This window comes from Billgrantia bachuensis (assembly GCF_011742165.1).
Taxonomy (GTDB): domain Bacteria; phylum Pseudomonadota; class Gammaproteobacteria; order Pseudomonadales; family Halomonadaceae; genus Halomonas; species Halomonas bachuensis.
Genome location: NZ_JAAQTO010000024.1, coordinates 16,991 through 33,682, shown reverse-complemented (window position 1 = coordinate 33,682; position 16,692 = coordinate 16,991). Strand labels below are relative to the sequence as shown.

General features: G+C 62.5%; 13 protein-coding genes and 1 tRNA gene. 7 read left to right on the top strand and 7 right to left on the bottom strand.

All coding sequences use genetic code 11. From position 1 onward, the window contains the following. Nucleotides 1–177: 177 nt before the first annotated feature. On the bottom strand, nucleotides 178–645 hold the full coding sequence (locus HBJ55_RS10020; RefSeq protein WP_167113689.1) for a coiled-coil domain-containing protein: 468 nt from the start codon (nucleotides 643–645) through the stop codon (nucleotides 178–180). Nucleotides 646–1,689: 1,044 nt separating this feature from the next. Here HBJ55_RS10020 and HBJ55_RS22705 point away from each other — a divergent pair. Further along, a complete protein-coding gene (locus HBJ55_RS22705; RefSeq protein ID WP_167113686.1) occupies nucleotides 1,690–2,217 on the top strand; it encodes an HNH endonuclease in 528 nt (175 codons plus the stop codon). A gap of 52 nt (nucleotides 2,218–2,269) precedes the next feature. Here the strand turns inward: HBJ55_RS22705 and HBJ55_RS10010 are convergent, their stop codons facing one another. From HBJ55_RS10010 to HBJ55_RS22700, 3 genes are all read right to left on the bottom strand, one after another. Next, nucleotides 2,270–3,046, bottom strand: coding sequence for a DNA-directed RNA polymerase (locus tag HBJ55_RS10010; protein ID WP_167113683.1), 777 nt, complete (start codon nucleotides 3,044–3,046; stop codon nucleotides 2,270–2,272). 333 nt (nucleotides 3,047–3,379) lie between these two features. Further along, a complete protein-coding gene (locus tag HBJ55_RS10005; RefSeq protein WP_167113680.1) occupies nucleotides 3,380–5,299 on the bottom strand; it encodes a DNA-directed RNA polymerase in 1,920 nt (639 codons plus the stop codon). 159 nt (nucleotides 5,300–5,458) lie between these two features. Next, entirely contained in the window at nucleotides 5,459–6,010 is a 552-nt protein-coding gene (locus HBJ55_RS22700) for a helix-turn-helix domain-containing protein (RefSeq protein WP_167113677.1), read from the bottom strand. Between the two features lie 180 nt (nucleotides 6,011–6,190). On the opposite strand from HBJ55_RS22700, the gene HBJ55_RS09995 reads away from it, so the two are divergent. Then, entirely contained in the window at nucleotides 6,191–10,051 is a 3,861-nt protein-coding gene (locus HBJ55_RS09995) for a hypothetical protein (RefSeq protein ID WP_167113673.1), read from the top strand. 45 nt (nucleotides 10,052–10,096) lie between these two features. Here HBJ55_RS09995 and HBJ55_RS09990 read toward each other — a convergent pair whose 3' ends face one another. Further along, complete coding sequence (locus HBJ55_RS09990; RefSeq protein WP_167113670.1) at nucleotides 10,097–11,395, bottom strand: tyrosine-type recombinase/integrase; 1,299 nt, start codon at nucleotides 11,393–11,395, stop codon at nucleotides 10,097–10,099. Between the two features lie 72 nt (nucleotides 11,396–11,467). On the opposite strand from HBJ55_RS09990, the gene HBJ55_RS09985 reads away from it, so the two are divergent. Further along, nucleotides 11,468–11,569 (top strand) — tRNA-Leu (locus HBJ55_RS09985). 86 nt (nucleotides 11,570–11,655) lie between these two features. Here HBJ55_RS09985 and HBJ55_RS09980 read toward each other — a convergent pair. Then, entirely contained in the window at nucleotides 11,656–12,045 is a 390-nt protein-coding gene (locus tag HBJ55_RS09980; RefSeq protein WP_167113667.1) for a YkvA family protein, read from the bottom strand. Between the two features lie 174 nt (nucleotides 12,046–12,219). Here HBJ55_RS09980 and HBJ55_RS09975 point away from each other — a divergent pair, with 174 nt between their 5' ends. From HBJ55_RS09975 to HBJ55_RS09960, 4 genes are all read left to right on the top strand, one after another. Then, entirely contained in the window at nucleotides 12,220–12,378 is a 159-nt protein-coding gene (locus HBJ55_RS09975) for a DUF4175 domain-containing protein (protein ID WP_167113664.1), read from the top strand. A 139-nt stretch (nucleotides 12,379–12,517) separates the two neighbouring features. Then, entirely contained in the window at nucleotides 12,518–12,931 is a 414-nt protein-coding gene (gene rnk, locus HBJ55_RS09970) for a nucleoside diphosphate kinase regulator (protein ID WP_167113661.1), read from the top strand. A gap of 36 nt (nucleotides 12,932–12,967) precedes the next feature. After that, nucleotides 12,968–13,585, top strand: coding sequence for a LysE family translocator (locus HBJ55_RS09965; protein WP_167113658.1), 618 nt, complete (start codon nucleotides 12,968–12,970; stop codon nucleotides 13,583–13,585). Between the two features lie 80 nt (nucleotides 13,586–13,665). After that, nucleotides 13,666–14,904 (top strand): EAL domain-containing response regulator, encoded by a 1,239-nt coding sequence (locus tag HBJ55_RS09960; RefSeq protein WP_167113655.1) that lies wholly within the window; start codon nucleotides 13,666–13,668, stop codon nucleotides 14,902–14,904. Here the strand turns inward: HBJ55_RS09960 and HBJ55_RS09955 are convergent. Further along, complete coding sequence (locus HBJ55_RS09955) at nucleotides 14,844–16,496, bottom strand: isovaleryl-CoA dehydrogenase (RefSeq protein WP_167113652.1); 1,653 nt, start codon at nucleotides 16,494–16,496, stop codon at nucleotides 14,844–14,846. The two genes, HBJ55_RS09960 and HBJ55_RS09955, sit on opposite strands and share 61 nt — an antisense overlap. Nucleotides 16,497–16,692 lie beyond the last annotated feature (196 nt).

Sequence of the window (16,692 nt, the reverse complement as noted above, 5' to 3'; positions counted from 1 at the left end):
ACCGTTTGGGTTGTAAAGGGCGGTTTATAGGTACATATTTGGCGCATTCAGAGCTGTGCCTGTCCAGGTATACTCATATGGGTACATTCTCTGCCCGCGTAGTGCGGCGTAGCTTGCGACATGGTGCAGGATGGGATGCGACACGTTAAACGACATCCAACAATGACCGAATTGCTCTCACCAAGTGCACCATGAGTCCCCTGTGCTTGATGGTGGGTTCGAAGGGATCTCGGTGTGATGCACGCTCGTTTTGCAGCTGTTGCAGTAATAGTTGTACTCGTAGTGAGCAAGAACGGAGCGCTTTCCATCTTCACGGCAATGAACGCAGATAGCATGTGCAGGCTGGTCAGGGCTCACGTACTCCTCCTTGAGCGGCATGATGTAGCCACCCAATCGGGTCCGCTCCAGCCGATAACATTCGAACCTTTCCTCTTTCTCAACCTTCTCGCGCAGCTGGCGGTTCTCATCGAGAAGCTGCTGATGCTGTTGCTGCATCTCAAGCAGCCCGAACTGAGCCGAAGTGAGCTGTTCTAGAATCTCGCTGATCGCCGTGTTGAGCCTTGTCTGGTCGTTCACGTCCTTGGCGGCACGTGCAATCTCATAAGCGGCTTTGAGCCCCGGTACCACCCCCATCAGGTCTGCCATGGTCCCCTCCTGTTGCGCTATTGACCCTCGTCACTATCCGAAGCATCAGACGCGAGCGCAACACCCCCTCTCGAATCGCTTCGCGGGCTCGGGGCTTGATAGGCTGATATGTGCGCCTCTTATGTAGGTGAAACCATAGACCGGCATCCGTTACCGGATCGTCAAAATAGCGGAAGCGCTTGGAGCGCCGGGGTCACCCGCTTACCTGCTGCAAAGAATGTTGGACGTTGAGGAGCGGTGTGGCGGGCTACCAAATCGGAACGGGCCGGACAGGTAGCAAGGACGCTGGAGCACATCCTTGTGTCGCTGCGAAATGCTAAGGCGAGGCAAGGTGTAGGTAGCGGGTAGGGCGCTAGCGCGACTCTGGCGGCCTCTCTGGGTGCTCTCGCTTGCTTGAACCAACCAACATAAACACTGCTAGACCAGCCGAACCGGACTCAACCGGCCGGGTTCAGGTCTACAAGTGTAGACTGGTCTATTCGCAGTAGTCTGGTCAGGCCTAGCCATCTGTCTGTTCTTTGCTCCTGCATGGCCTGCCTTAATGGAGTTATCCGGGCGCAGGATCAAGGCCCCTCTGACCTCCTGCGCATAGCCTCGCGCTCCCTGCGTAAGCATTCCTTCCTTAGCGCTGCGTCACGTGGCGATAGCTCCCGCCTTGGGCGCTGTGCTGCCTCTCGATCCTCGGATTCGCGCCGCGCCTCCCTCGCCTTACGGTCGCCATAGGCGAGCATCCAGACCAGCCAGGCGAAGCCTGCCAATACGAGCCACGTCCCCGCGTCAGTGCTCACGATGTCTGAGTAAACCCGCCCCGGCCATCCTGCGATCCAGTCGATGAAAGCCTGCATGCTGCCTCCTTGTTTTCTCCCACTCTAACCCGCCACTAGCAAAGAGCCCACTAAAGAAGACAAGGGCGCTGTGAGATGGCCCGGCGCAGTGGTTTATTTGCCGCTGCGGCCTCATTAATCAGATTACAGGGAGAGCTAAGTGGACAAATGCATAGAGCATCAGGGGAGATTGGGCAGGGACGGGTATGGCCGGGGGTATATGGAAGGCCGAACAATCGGGGCGCATCGCGTTGCTTACTGTAAGGCAAATGGGCTACAGCTTGCCAGCATTGATGGGCTGGTAGTTCGGCATAAGTGCGATAACAAGAGTTGCGTTAACCCGGCGCATCTTGAGGTGGGCGATCATAGCGACAATATCCGAGATGCGATAGAGCGCGGGAGATATAGGGGTAATTATAGTGGTAAGAAATTCACATTGCTTGGGCCAGATGGGTTGCTGCATGATTTCATCGGGCAGAAGGCTGCAACTATAGCCACGGGGCTGAGCCAAGGGACCATTAGTAGCCTGGTGTGCGGCCGGTCTCGTAGCTGTAAAGGGTGGTCACTTCCTCCTGGTATGTCTGAGGCGAAGCCGGGGCTAACTGTGGAAAAGGTGCGAGCTATACGTGCAAGATTTGTGTGGGGGTGCAAAGTCAATGGGCCTAATGCTCTGGCAAGAGAGTACGGTGTTTCTCGGTCTGCAATTACTAGCTGCGTCAAGGGAATTACATGGGGGTATGTTAGCTAGGATGCTTTAATGCAGAGCCCGGCAGGAAGGTTGCCGGGCTCAGTTGCTGCGCTTAGGCGAAGCAGTAATTGCTTTCGATAATTTCCAGCAGGTCCAACGTGCCAACCATCGGCACCTCCAGGTCAATCTCCTCCCACAGCGACTCCTCCACCTCCTCCTTGAACTCCTCCAGGCGGTTCTCCATGTACAGCTCCACGAACTCCCGACTCAGCACAGCGCGGAGTGCATCCGTATTCCCGGCATGCGTGCCAAAGGAATCGTGGATGACTGCGATGCTGTCGATACCTGCGGTGTGAAAACCATTCACGGATTTGATGAGGTGCGAGGCATCCATGCTGTGCACGTAGTTAGGCGCAGCACTGCTTTTCATCCTGCGCACGTCCAGGCGTTCGGTCGGCTCCCGTAGCTGTAGGGCCATGCCCCCGAATAGTTGCGTGCGAACACGGTAAGCCTCGTCCCGATAGATCACCTGCTCCACAATGAAGCCGGTAGGTGTGGTCCAGGTGAGCGGCTTGTTCTTGGCCGCCGCTATCCTTGCGATACCTTGAATCATGGCCATGCCGTCGCGCGCCGCCACTACCACCTCCCCGATACTGTCCCAGATCACCCTGGTGAGCACCGCTACAGCGTCCACCATCGGCAGCTCAGAGGCGGGATCGCCGAAGGGGTGTACTGCCATAGGCTTGGTGCCTGCGGCCCTTGCACGGGCCTCCTCGGCAGCCTGTATGTCTGCTACGTGGTCCTCGATTGCCTCACGGCAAGTAATCATTGTGCTGCCATCACGATCTTCAGGCGCGTTCGTTAGACGCACCCCGCCCTCGGCGCTCATCCTGAGCACCGCCAGTTACAGGCTGGGGAGGGCTGCTGCATGTCACCATGCAGGTGAGACTATATCATCAGGCCGTACACTCTATGGTGCCTTCCACCTGCCCGGCGCTTCCCCGGCACTTGCCAGGTACTCTACTCCCTCCGCTACGGCGGGGTTTCGATAGTCGTTGCACCCTCTGTTGCTCACTGCCGGCCTCTTGAACGCCAATTCAAGATGACTAATAATCGCTAGTGTCTAGGTAGCGCAGTCGTGGCCCTGACGGTGGCTACAGCTCGGCTCAGGATTTCCCAGCGCCAACTGGAGTTCCCCTGAGTTCACCGGGTTTTACTTCCGCTAGGCGGTCAACGGAAGGGTCATGACTGGCTTCTTACAAATCTTGCGATCCACGCCGAAGTCCAGCCACGCCCGTGCGATTTTTGCCAAGGTTTTCCCCCTGAGCGGTTTCTTCTGTGACATCACCTCCACGTTCTCACCTTTGACGATCCTGGCTAGCTTCCCGCGCACCACCTCGGCCACCTCGCCGTAGATGTCGCTTGGAGTATCGCCGGGCGTCAGGTTTACTGCGGCACCGCCTCGCCTGTCGCGTAGCATCGCACTGTAGTGCTGGATGCCGGAGCATGAGCCGTCCATGGCCACAGGGATACGGGACTCGAAGGTATAGCTAGGCTCGCCCGCTGCGGTGTGCTCCAGGAGCGCGGCCCACTCGAAGCACCAGGCGAGGAATTGCCAGGGCTTGTCGGCGCTGGTCCAATCCCGGAAGGTGCAGGGGTCTGCCACGATGTCCTTGATAGTCTCGCGCATGTCCTCCTCTATGAACCTCACGCGCTCATCGAACGGCACCTTGTCGTTGCCCCAGACTCCGGCACCATGCACGGCGAGCCAGTACCGGCCACGCTCTCCGAGCGGCAATGCTTCCCCGAAGTGCACCAGGGCTTTCTGGATGTCCCCGCCCTGCGGGCCGAGGAGGGAGCTACGGCAGTACACGCGGCCTCGGCTGTCCAGGGTGTAGACGAAGTACAATCCAGGGTAGATGCTGAAGCGCCTAGCGTGAGACACAACCCTGCCCACCTCGTAGCACTGCGCGCGGCGTACCCGTTCCTTGCGGTGCACCTGGCTGCTCTCGACCTTCCAGTGCGTGAACTTGGCATAGTCCGCCTCGCCCATCGCTGCGCGTAGCTCCGGCCCTCGCAGGTCTCGCAGGTCGTCCGGCACCGGGGCGGGCGGGACCTCGTAGGGCTCCTTCTGCGGCATGCCTAGGGACAAGTCCCGCTCCAGCACTTCCTCGGCCACTGCCAGTACCGCTTGATTCACCCGCCACGGCACGCGCTGGAGGGTATTTACTGCGGCGTAGACCTCTGGCATCTGCTCACGGGTCAGGCGGTTAAGGTGCTTCCTGCGGTTCACCTTCACCAGCGGCAACGTGCGGGAAATTTCCCGAGAGAAGTACCCGCCGACCTTCGGCGCTACCCAATCGCGCGGCGGGATCACGCATGGCGTGTAGTCCGGGGAGAGCTGCGCCATGAAGTCCGTGTACTCCTGAATCCAGCCCTGCACGGCAGCGGATACCTGGAGGTGGTAGGCGGATCGCTTGCCGTCCTGCGCAAGCTGGAAGACCGGCTCGTCGTTGTAAGCCAGGCTGCTCTGGGCAATCTCCACCAGCGCCAGGCCCAGCCCTAGGCAGTCCTTCTTGCTCCAGTCCACCCAGCGCTCCAGGTCGTTCACGTACTCCCCGCGCACGGTATCGGCTAGCTTGGCTTCGGTGCTGGCCATGACGTTCCGGCGGTGCCGGTAGTGCTTGCTGTGCGCCTTCTTCAGAGACTCCTTGATCGCCTGCACGTAGCGGGGCGCAGTGTCCTCCACCTTCGCAAAGCGCACTTGGTCCTCGATCTTCCGGCCCAGCTTGATGCAGGTCCCTTGCAGTGTTTCCTTGGCGGGGATCGAGTCGAACAGCACTTTGACAGTAATGAAGGCGGCGGTGAGCGGGTCCAGCAGCCTGAGCTTGGCGATGGCCTGGGTACTCTTGCCGGGCCGCCCTTGGTAGTACTCCAGGTACGCCTGAATGCCTTGGGCCATCGGGTGCACAAGCTCGCGCATCAGCCGGGTGTTGTAGGCGGTGCCGCTGGCCTCGCCTTGGTCGATGGCGCGTTGCTGGGCTTTCTTGAAGCGCTGGACGCCTGCGTCGTGCATCTGGCGCTCAAGGTCCATTTGCTCAAGGTGCAGCTTTTCTGCCGTCCAATACTGATCGAGTAGCATAAGGGAGTCCTTAGACTTGGCTGGTAAATAAGGCTGGTATTTCTAGTTCTGTCGAAACTAGAGCGGTAATGCTACAAGTTTTGCTTGTAATTGCAAGAATAAAGTTGCCAGGGTTTGAGTGTTATTAATGGCGGGCGAGTTGGTCTATTAATTGTAGATTTATTTTATTGTGTGGCGCCCTAAATAAATCACTGTTCCGACAAGTTTTCTGTCTCTTGAGGGGTGATTTTCTATTTTGGAATCATCGTCGCCATCGGGCCGAGTGATAACCAAGTCTCCATGGCGTGGTAACACGTCCGGGTCTACGAACAAGGTGTCTCCCGGCAGAGAGTCGGGGATTAAGCAACTGTCGTCTAGTTGGACCGCGAAGGCAGAAGGGGAACAAGGAGTGGGGCAGAGTACCTTGGGCGGATGGCATCCCTGGCGGCTCTCCGGGCCTATCTCGCTAAGACGGAATAGTGGGACCTCTCTAGCCCAGCGAGGGGGCGCGTGGGCCAACCCCTCGCCCCTGCCAAAGAGTAGCCAGTCTTCACGAACCCCTAGGGTCTTGGCTATTTGTCGAACACGGTTAGTTCTAGGAGTCGTAGACTTCTCTCCCTCGCTTTCCCATAACTGGACAGACTGTGGTGTGACTTTCAGCCGCTTGGATAGCTCTGTCTGATTTAACCCCGCCGCTTCTCTTGCTCGCCGCAAACGCTTTGCAAATGTCATTTCAATTCCGCCTGTGGGGGTGCTCTTGCATCCTACAGCGGAGGTGCAGGTTCTCCAAGCGGACGGTTTAACGGGACCAATAGGAAGGCAGTTCTGTTAGTAGCCTTTGCAAATAGCCCACTAAAGAAGAGCGGAAGCAAGTCTAGGAATAGACACGTCCAGCTAACTAAGGAGACTCGCATGACTGACCTAATACCATCGCTGCAACCGAGCAGCATTGGCCGGAGCCCGAACATCCGGGAGAACCGGCATCAGGAAGCGGCCATCGAAGCCGAGCGCCAGTCGAACACGCCGTCCTGGGGCGAGACCTGGGACGCCGCGAAGCAACGGAACTTCCTCTATAAGTCCCTGGACGAGATGGCCGAGCGCAACCGCCAAGAGCTTGACCCCAACTATCGGGTCTCCGAGCAGGACCTGAAGCCCTTGGCCCGCGAGTTCAACGAGCGCGAGCTGGAGTTCGTGGCGGGCGCTGTGAACGAACGGGACTACCGGGCGCGGCTCCAGGCCGTGGACAAGAACCGGGCGAACCTGGAGACCATCCAGCGGGCCGGGCTCAAGGGCATCGGCGCGGAGGTTCTGGCAGGTATCGTGGACCCGTCAGCGCTCCCTCTGATGTTTGTCACCGGGGGCGGCTCCGCTGCCGCCAGGGCAACCCTCCTTGGGCAGACCCTGCGTGCCGTCGGCTCAGGTGCCGTCGGCTCTGCCGGTCTAGAGCGCTACCTGATGAAGAACGACACCACGAAGGACTGGCACGATGTCGTGCTCGCCGGTATCGGTGGCGGGCTGGTCTCTGGGGCGATCCCGGTAGCCGTGCGCCCGTTCAGGAAGTCTGACGGCAGCGTGCACCTTCAACCGCAGCGGGACTCGGAGAGCTGGGAGGCCGCCGTAGCCGTAGACAGCGACCTGCTGGACGTGACCCAAGCTGCCCGAGCGGCAGACCTAGGCGACGAGATTCAGCGACACCTGGACAATAGCGTACTCACCTCCCGAGACTCCCGGCAAACCCTCGCGGATGAGCTGATGCCCGAGGCAGAGCAGCGCCTGTCCCGAGGCGCCCGGAAGCAGGACGAGGCCCGGATCGTGGACCTAGAGCACGGCATCCGGCGCATCCAAGAGGAGGAGGCCAGCACCCGGCTGTCCACGAACCCTGGAGTGCCGAACCGCCAGCGACGGGCCAATGCCGCCGAGAACGCAGCGCGCAAAGAGGCCATGGAGGCCAGGGTGCGCCCGTTGCAGGAGGAGATAGACAACCTCCGGCAGCGCCAGGCGGACGACGCCAAGTATCAGGAGGCGTGGAAAGACATCTCCCGCCTTCAGAACGGCGTAATCCCGGCGCGGCTCAAGGAGCGCTTCGACGCACTGGAAGAGGCCCGCATGGGGCCGGTGGCCAAGGCAGAGCGCGAGGCTGCGCATGCCAAGGCAGCCGCTGTACGGGCAGAGCGGGCCGCCAAGGAAGACGCCGAGCAGTCTACAGTCGTAGACCCGCAGGCCGCCGACAAGCCCGCAGGCAGCACAGTAGGCGCGGCGCAAGCCCAAGGGGCACAGTTCGCTGATGAGATGCACCTTGTCGATGAGGCCGGGAGCGCATGGGAGGCGATCTATGACGGCGTGCGCCTGGCAGAGCGGATGCCCGCTAACTGGCAGAACCACCTGTACCCCGGCCAGAAGGCCAAGGACTACCTGCAATCTGCCTTCAGCACCTTGGATGCCGCGCCGTCGAACCTGATTCGGGGCCTGAACATCAAGCTGAACGCAAATCCGCAGGCGGGCCTCAAGGGTCACATCCCTGCCGCGCACTATCAGGACCTCTACATGCGCCGGGCGGTCAACGCCGAGGGCGGCCTGGAGCGCGAGGCTGCGCTGGAGTTCGCCAAGTCCCGAGGCATACCTGGCTGGAAGATGGAGCTGGGCATCGCCCCGGAGCGCCGGGAGTTCGACAACCTCGTAGTGCTGCACATGCGTGGCAAGAACAAGAGCCAGGACCCCGCAATCGCCAAGGCAGCCGAGGCCCGCGCCGCGATGCTCAAGCAGTCCTTGGAGGACCGCAAGGCCGCAGGCGTGCACGGCTACGAGAACGTGCAGCATGACGGGCGCTACATGCCGTTCATCCTGGACACCACCAAGATGCAGAGTGCCTATCGTCAGTATGGCGAGCAGGCGGTGGAGGATGTCCTGGCGGGCGCCTACCAGCGTGGCAGGATCAAGCTCTCCGAGAACACCGCCCGCATGGTGGCCCGTGCCCAGATGCGCCGCACGCTGGACAAGGGGCTGGACAGTCAGACCGGCATTCGCCAAATCTTCAGCGAGGCGAACCGCGAGCAGTTGGGCAAGGAGCTTAGGGCCGCTGGCATGGACGAGGACGCCGTGAACCGGCTCCTGGACGACATGGCGGATGTCCGGCTAAACGAGAGCGTGTCAAAGCGCGCCAAGTTCAGCCTGGGCGCGAGCATGTCCTACGAGCACAACGGCGTGCGCATGGTGGACCTGCTGAACACCTCGCAGGATGTGGTGATGAACTACGTGCGCGAGGGGGCAGGGGAGTCTGCGCTGGCCCGCCAGGGCTTCAAGACCCGTATGCAGGCGGACGAGGCGATAGACGAGGCGGTGCGGGACGCCCGGAACCTGTTTCAAACCCAACTCACAGAGGCCCGCAAGGCAGGGGATGAGGCAGAGGTAAAGCGACTGGCTCGTATGTTGGGCGACCAGAACGATGGCCGCCTCCAGCAGTATGCCGAGATGCTTCATGACTCCGTGCGCCTGCTGATGGGCGAGACGCTGGACACCAACTACAGCTCCTGGACTCAGGGGGCGATCCGTGCCTCTCGGGGGCTGCGCAAAGCGACCGGCATCCTCCGGCTCGGTTGGAACGGTGCCGCATCGCTGGCGGAAGCCTCGAACTCCCTCGTCACCTTCGGCCTGCGCCGCACCCTGAAGAACGTCCCGGCCACCCGCTGGTTCCAGGTGGGCAAGTACCGCGAGGACCCAAGGCTGGAGGCTGTGCACCGGATCATGGGCGCCTACGGGAACAAGGAGAACTACTTCACCGCCAAGAACTACATGGCCGCGAATATGGGCGAGGATGCCCAATCGAAGCTGGAGCGCATCTACAACAACGCAGCGGGCTACGTGCAGGACAAGAACATGCTCCTGTCCGGCTTCCGCACCATCCAGAACGGCTCCGAGGAGTTGGCCCAGCGCTCCATGCTGGACCAGTTGCTCCAGGCGGCGGAGGGCAAGCTGCCGTTCAAGGACCAAGACCTCCAGGTGTGGCGGGATGCGGGCCTGGACGACGACGAGTTCCATGCGGTGCTGGACTACATCCGCAAGACACCCGAGCACGTCGACGTTGACGGCAAGCAGGTCCGTGTCTTCTCGGCGGACAGCATGGACCCGGAACTCCGGGACAAGCTCGGTGCCGCCATGGGCGCGGTCCTGGGCCGCCAGATGCAGCGTAACTTTATCGGCGAGTCCAGCATCTGGGTGAACAAGGAACTCGGCAAGTTACTTACTCAGTTCCGCACCTTCTCGCTGGTCAGTCTGGAAAAGCAGCTCATGTACGGCCTGCGCGGCAACTCGCTAGTCCTGGCCCAGAAACTCATGTGGAGCACCGCGCTGGCATACCTGGCTTACAACGGGCGGGTGGCAGTGCAATCCAAGCTCAAGGATGACCCGGAGGAGTACGTCCGCCAGGCCACGGACGGCATGGCCGAGGTCATCGGCGTGATGAACATGAACAACATCTACGGTGGCTTCGGCATTCCCATGGACGGCTTGGCCACGGTGAATTCACTTCCGGGCTCATGGATGTCTGGTGGCCAGAGTTGGGGATTCAAGGGCTATGGCTTGGACTCTGTACCGGCTGCGGGCGTGGTGGGAGATGCCTATCACCTCACGCGCGGCAGTATGGGTGCTTTGCGTTCAATTCTGGCGGGGGAGAACGTAGAGGGAGAGGACGCCGAGCAAATCCAGAAGCGGGCGTTACGGCTCATGCCTCTGGTCAACACCGCAGCCGTGGGCACCGCGCTGTCCGTTATTGAGTAGTGATTAAGGCAGAGCCCCGGTTATCCGGGTGCTCTGTCTGTTTCATTATGCCCAAGCGTTCGAGTCCCGGATGTCGTCACCTTGTAACGCGCCAGACAGCCAGGCGCTCCAGACTTTCATGGCCTCGCGCTTCTCCCGCAGGTACTCATAGCGGTCATAGTGACGGCTGGATACATCGTGCATAGCATGCCCGTGCAGTCGGTCCCGGATGTCCTTGGAGACACCCAATTCCCCAAGGACGGTCTTGGCGGTGCGCCGGATGTCTTCGATAGCCCACCCCGAGGTCTTGTGTGCATCCCTGTGCCTGGCTACCAGTTGAGCGGGGCTCGTGGTGCTCATGTGCCGATCTGGCCGGTTCCTGTGAGGAAATAGCATCTCCGTGCCCCTGGCCTTCGAGCGGTACACCAGGCGCTCCAATATCTCATGCGCCTGCTCAGTGAGGGGCACGACATGCGGCCTTCCCGCCTTCATGCTAGAACCGGGCATGTCCAGCAGTCCGCGCTTCAGGTGCACGTCAGGCACAGTGAGGCGCACGAGGGAGACGAGCCGTTGCCCAGCCGTAGCCACGCATAGCTGAACGAGTGGCACTGTCAGTACATCCCTCTTCACCATCGCAGGCAGTGTCGTCCAGACACCACGGACATCCCCAAGTGTCATCACATGCTCGCCCTGGCGCTCCCAATCCTGCTGTAGCGGGACCAAGGAGACCGGGTTCAGCAGGACACCCCACCGAGTGCTGGAAGCTCTACGCGGGTCGTTCTCGGCCTTCAGTGCGTACTGGAAGGCGGCGTGCATCCAGGCACGGAGCCGGTTCACCTGCGTGGTAACGCCACGGGAGATGTGGAAGGCCAGCACTCGCTTCACCACCTGTGCGTCAACGTCACGAGCCTGCATGCGCCAGATGTCCGGAAAGGGCCGCATGATGTATCCCTCGGTGCACTTCCTGAACTCGTTGTGGGATGCCTTCCCGCGCAGCTTCAGGTCCTGCTGGTACTCCTGCATAAGCTCGCCCACGGTTCCGTACAGTGCCGTAGGGGCTTCAGGAGGGTCCACTGACGGCTTCGGGGCTGAGGGCCGTACCTTGCCATTACCTGAGTCCTCAGAGCCCACTATGGGCGCCCTGTGCACGCTCTCGCGGGCCTGTTCCAGTGACATCTCCGGCCAGGTGCCGATGGTCTTGAAGCGGCGCTTGCCGTCCTGGATCGTGCGGACCCTCCACTCCTTCCTACCGCCCTTGCGAACCGTGAGGATCAGACGCACCCCGGTGCGTTGCCGGGTATCGTCAGAGCGGTTGTAATCCTTCCCGATGTCCTTGAAGGTCCTGATTTGGCTTTCTGTAAGCATTTTCTAACCCCACCTCACGTGACACATGGTATGACACTTGTGCTAGGTGGGGCACGAGAAATCCAAGGAATGGCCAGGTAAGCCATTGTTTAACAAAGAGGTCGGCTACCGTTGTGTGATTCAAAATCCGCCGGGTGCAAGCCCTTGTCGGTTCGAGTCCGACCGCCGGTACCATTGGTAAAGCAGTCATTTAAAAACAGCCGCTTAAGCGGCTGTTTTGCGTTTCTGGCCCCTTTCATGAGTGCGGGGGCGCAGCGATCCTACCCAAACCACCTGGCCAGCGTGGCCTTGGCCTGCTCGCGGTGCTTGTCGTTGATGCGGGTGGCGACGATGGCGAGTGCGCCGGCCAGCACGCCCATGTCGTCGGTGTAGCCGAGAAAGGGAGTGAGATCGGGGATGGCGTCGAGGGGCGAGATGAAATAGCCCAGCGCACCATAGATGGTGGTTTTCGCCCACAGCGGCGTGTTGGGATCCTGGGCCGAGTAGTACATCTTCAACGCGGGCTCGAGGGTCTTCTTCCCCGCCTTGCGGGCGCTGTCACCCACCTTGTCCCAGAAGCCCGCTTCCGAGTAGTGCGCCGCGTTCTGCTCGAGAGTGCCCTCGAGAACGACCTGCTCGCCGTCGCTGTGCCGGATATCGTGTGTCTTCATGCCTGGCCTTATGAACACTTTTCCTGTCGTTTTGACAGCGTAGCTCGTCGGCCCGTTCCGCGTCCTTCCATGCGCAAAGGGGCGCGCTGAAAGCGGCCTGTGTCGTTTGCGCCTGTCTTGATGTACCTCTCCGTCCGCTGCATGCTGAGTGGCAGAATCTAGAGAGGTGGCGATATGGGTGTGAAGCGGTTTGCCTGGGCGCTTGGCGTCCTGGGTGTGGTGCTGGCGCTGTTCGGCTGGCAGCAGCAAAGTCCGGGCGCTTTCGTCGGCGTTGCGCTGGTCGCGTTGGCCGGCGTGCTATTGGTGACTTCGCGGCGTCGACCGAACAGCTAGCAGGTAGTCGGCAGGCCTGACATTCCCCAGGCTTGGGCTTATGATAGTGAGAGTCACAGTCCTTCTCCCCGCCGGGGCGAAGGGCTGTTTTCGTTGCACGGTCGGCAGCACGCTTCGCTGCCGGTGCCAAGGAGGTCGTATGTCACCCCGTCCCACCATTCTCATCAACCGCCTGGATGCGGAGCGGCTGCAGCGATTGATCGACAATGCCGATGACAAGGATCGCTTCGTTGCCGACTGCCTGGAAGAGGAGCTCGAGCGCGGCGAGGTGATCGACCCGCAAGAGATTCCGGCGGACGTGGTCAGCATGAACAGCCAGGTACAGTTCACCGATCTGACACGCAACCGCCAGATGATACGGACCTTGGTCTATCCCCACTCGCTGGCCGCAACCGAAGATGGTATTTCGGTAATGGCGCCCATCGGCGCCGGGCTCATCGGTCTACGCATTGGCGACGAGATCGACTGGCCGTTACCCGAAGGCGGCGAGACACGTCTGCGTATCGATGCGATCCTATGGCAGCCCGAGAGGGAAGGGCAGTTCCACCGTTGAACTGACGCATCGCGCGCAATCGAAGAGGAACAGGTAATGCCGCTTTCACTTTGGATATCGCTGGTGGCCGTGTGCGCCATGGGGGCGATGTCGCCGGGACCGAGCCTGGCCCTGGTGCTGCGCCATACGCTTGGCGGCGGGCGGACGCCCGGTATCGTGGCGGCGCTCTCCCATGCCCTGGGTGTGGGTTTCTATGCCCTGCTCACGGTACTGGGATTGGGGGCACTGATCGTGCGCTTTCCCACGCTGTTCCAGCTCATCACCTGGGGTGGGGCGGCTTACCTGGCCTGGCTCGGCGTCAAGGCGCTGCGTGCCGGCAGTGCGGCAGCGCTGGAAGCGGCCGGCGTGGCTACCACCCGTCGCCAGGCGGCCCGCGAAGGCATGCTGGTGGCGCTGGGCAACCCCAAGTTGATCCTTTTCTTCGTCGCGCTGCTCAGCCAGTTCGTCACTCCGGAGATGTCGCTGGCGGCCAAGGCGGTCATCGTTGCCACGGCCATGGTCATCGACGGCGGCTGGTACGTGCTGGTGGCAGTGTCATTGACCCATTCGCGCGTCCTGCCCTGGCTGCAGGCTCGCGCACACTGGATTCATCGCATTACCGGCGTGATGCTGCTGGCGCTTGCGTTGCGGGTGGTAATCGGCCCCCTCGGCTGAGGGGCAAGCGTTGACAATCGAGCCGGCTGGTCGTCAGGGATGATGTTAGCCTCAGGATAATTCGTGAGCGGGATCCCCTGATGAACCTTTCAACGGAATTCGAAGAAGATGAGCGAGCCCTGGCCCTGGTGCTCGACGAGGATCCCGATGTGGTGGCGATCTTGTCGCTACAGTTGCATGTGCTGGGGCTGGAGAGCCGCTGTTATCGGCGCGCCGATGCGTTGCTGGCGGAGCTTGGAGAGTGCGCGCCGCAGCTGGTGATCATGGGACTCGAGTTCGGCGCTCCGGATGGCATCGAGCTGCTGCGGCTACTGGCGGAACAACGCTTCGCCGGCTGGGTGTTGCTGCTTGGCGGCGTCGAACGCAAGATTTCGCGCATTGCCGAGCGGGTCGGCCAAACCCTGGGGCTGCAGATGCTCGGCTCGCTGGACAAACCGATGCGGCTGGCCGAGCTCAGGCAGCGCCTGGACCGGCTGCGCCCCGGCTGCAAACCGGCCATCTTGCCCGAGGATAGCCCCTTCTTCTCTGCCGAGGAGCTGGAGTCGGCGCTCCAGCGCCGCGAGCTCACCGTGCATTACCAGCCGCAGTTCGAGCTGACCAGCGGACGCCTGAGCGGTGTGGAGGCGCTGGTGCGCTGGGCGCATCCCGAGATCGGCCTGATCGGCCCGGCCAGTTTCCTGCCCATGCTCACTGCCGGACAGAGTCGGCGCCTGACTTGCCATGTGCTCGAGCAAGCACTGGCTGACTCCCAGCGCTGGCGCGAGCAGGGCGTGCTGCTGTCGCTATCGGTCAATGTCACCGCCGATGACCTGATGGAATCCCAATTGCCGGCGCTGACTCGTCAGTTGGCACCGGAGGATTCGCCACTAGTGATACTCGAGATTACCGAGACGGCGGCCATGGACGACGAGCTGCTGGGCTCCGAGATCGCCGCACGGCTGCACCTGAGCGGCATGGAGGTGGCGGTGGACGATTTCGGCGTCGGCTTCTCGTCGCTCTCGCGGCTGCAGATGCTCCCGATCAGCGAACTCAAGATCGACCGCAGCTTCGTACGCCATGTCCAGCAGGAGAGCCAGGACGCGGCGATCGTCGAGGCCATCGCGCTGCTCGGCCGCCGCCTGGGTATCCGGGTGGTGGCCGAGGGTGTCGAGGAGCTCGACTGCCTGCCCACCCTGGCCCGCTTCGGCTGTACCCATGTCCAGGGCTTCGGCCTGTCGCGGCCGGTGCCGGCCGACGAGATTCCGCTGCTGGCCTCAGGTCAGTCGCCGATTCGCGCCAGTATCGCCGCCAGCGGCGAACCTGCCGGCAGCACACCGTAGGCCGGGCTGGCCTCGACGCCGAGGCGCGAACGACAGAAGGTCTCGGCCACCTCGTGCGGGCCATGGCGCAGCAGCAGTGCCGCCTGCAGGCTCTGGGCCAGGCGCTGAGCCAGCCAGCGTGCGCGCGGCTCGAGCTCCTCGGCGGGAAGTGCCAGGTCGCGCTCCAGGCCGGCCAGTGCCAGGTCGAGATCCTGCTGCACGCCCTGAGCGGCACCGAGCTCCTCGCGCAGGGCGGCGATCGACTCGGGGTGGCGTGACAGCACCCGCAGCAGATCGAGGCAGATCACGTTGCCCGAACCCTCCCAGATCGAGTTCACCGGCGCTTCGCGATAGAGCCGTGCCAGCGGCGTCTCCTCCACGTAGCCGATGCCCCCCAGGCACTCCATGGCCTCGGCCATGAAGCCCGGCCCGCGCTTGTTGTGCCAGTACTTGGCCAGGGTGGGCAGTACCCGTGCCAGGGCGGTTTCGTGGGTCTCGTCGCGGGCGTCGCCGTCGAAGGCACGAGCGGTGCGCAGGGTCAGCGCCAGCCCGGCCTCTACCTCCAGCGCCAGGTCGGCGATCACTGCCCGCATCAGCGGCTGCTCGGCGAGCAAACGACCGAAGGCATGACGCTGGCGCGCGTGTCGCCACGCTTCGACCAGCGCTTGGCGCATCATGCCTACCGGGGCGGTGGCGGCATCCAGCCGGGTCTGCTGGACCATGTCGATGATGGTGGCCACGCCGCGGCCGGGCTCGCCGACCAGTGCCGCCCAGGCGCCGCGGTATTCGATCTCCGCCGAGGCGTTGGCGCGATTGCCGCACTTCTCCTTGAGCCGCTGGATCTCGATCGCGTTGCGCTCGCCGTCGGGGGTGAAGCGTGGCGCCAGGAAGCAGGAGAGGCCGGCGTCGGTCTGCGCCAGAGTGAGGAAGGCATCCGACATCGGCGCGCTGCAGAACCACTTGTGGCCGGTGAGGCGCCAGCCTTCGCCGTCGCGCTCGGCGCGTGTGGTGTTGCGGCGCACGTCGCTGCCGCCCTGCTTCTCGGTCATCGCCATGCCGAAGGTGAGGCCGCGCTTGTCGCCCGGCGGCAGCGCGCGGGGGTCGTAGGCGTTGGCCAGCAGGCCTGGCGCCCATTCGGCCTCCAACTCCTGACTGCGGCGCAGCACCGGCATGGCGGCGTGGGTCATGGTCACCGGGCAGCAGAATCCCGGCTCGGCCTGGGTCAGCAGGTAGAGGGCCGCGACATGCGCCTGGTGCCCGCCGCGCCCCTCCTCCTGCCAGGCCACGGCATGCCAGCCGCCCTCCAGCGCCAGGCCCATCAATTCGTGATAGGCAGGGTGATAGCGCACTTCGTCCAGCCGCCGGCCGTGGCGGTCGAACAGGCGCAGCTCCGGTGGGTGTCGGTTGGCTATCTCGCCCAGCTCCTGCACGCGCGCGCTGCCCGTCTCGCGGCCCAGGGGCGCCAGGCGTTCCGCAACCCAGGCCGGGGCTTCACGCTCCAGCGCTTCGCGCAGTGGCAGGTCGGTGGCGAAGAGGTCGCGGTCGCCGGGTGGCTCGGGCTGGTTGACCACCTCGTGGGTGGCCAGGCGGCTGCGGGGAGCGTTGTCGCGCATGGCAGCTGTCCTCCGGCATTTTGTGGCTGTTCACTCCAGCATGGCCAGTCGCCCGGAGGCGGTCAACGCGCAGCAGGCGTGACGGCGCGGCCGCTTCTCGGTAGGCTTGGGGTCAGCGTGCAAAGAAAGCCTGGCTTGGGTTGGTCCCAGGAAAGGTTGCCTCGGTGCGCAGAGTGGTGCTACGTGTGAAACGTGG

Bases quoted from the DNA above. Each gene is read 5' to 3' on its own strand.
- HBJ55_RS10020 (WP_167113689.1), bottom strand. From the start codon at position 645: ATGGCAGACCTGATGGGGGTGGTACCGGGGCTCAAAGCCGCTTATGAG.
- HBJ55_RS22705 (WP_167113686.1), top strand. From the start codon at position 1,690: ATGGAAGGCCGAACAATCGGGGCGCATCGCGTTGCTTACTGTAAGGCA.
- HBJ55_RS10010 (WP_167113683.1), bottom strand. From the start codon at position 3,046: ATGAGCGCCGAGGGCGGGGTGCGTCTAACGAACGCGCCTGAAGATCGT.
- HBJ55_RS10005 (WP_167113680.1), bottom strand. From the start codon at position 5,299: ATGCTACTCGATCAGTATTGGACGGCAGAAAAGCTGCACCTTGAGCAA.
- HBJ55_RS22700 (WP_167113677.1), bottom strand. From the start codon at position 6,010: ATGACATTTGCAAAGCGTTTGCGGCGAGCAAGAGAAGCGGCGGGGTTA.
- HBJ55_RS09995 (WP_167113673.1), top strand. From the start codon at position 6,191: ATGACTGACCTAATACCATCGCTGCAACCGAGCAGCATTGGCCGGAGC.
- HBJ55_RS09990 (WP_167113670.1), bottom strand. From the start codon at position 11,395: ATGCTTACAGAAAGCCAAATCAGGACCTTCAAGGACATCGGGAAGGAT.
- HBJ55_RS09980 (WP_167113667.1), bottom strand. From the start codon at position 12,045: ATGAAGACACACGATATCCGGCACAGCGACGGCGAGCAGGTCGTTCTC.
- HBJ55_RS09975 (WP_167113664.1), top strand. From the start codon at position 12,220: ATGGGTGTGAAGCGGTTTGCCTGGGCGCTTGGCGTCCTGGGTGTGGTG.
- rnk (WP_167113661.1), top strand. From the start codon at position 12,518: ATGTCACCCCGTCCCACCATTCTCATCAACCGCCTGGATGCGGAGCGG.
- HBJ55_RS09965 (WP_167113658.1), top strand. From the start codon at position 12,968: ATGCCGCTTTCACTTTGGATATCGCTGGTGGCCGTGTGCGCCATGGGG.
- HBJ55_RS09960 (WP_167113655.1), top strand. From the start codon at position 13,666: ATGAACCTTTCAACGGAATTCGAAGAAGATGAGCGAGCCCTGGCCCTG.
- HBJ55_RS09955 (WP_167113652.1), bottom strand. From the start codon at position 16,496: ATGCGCGACAACGCTCCCCGCAGCCGCCTGGCCACCCACGAGGTGGTC.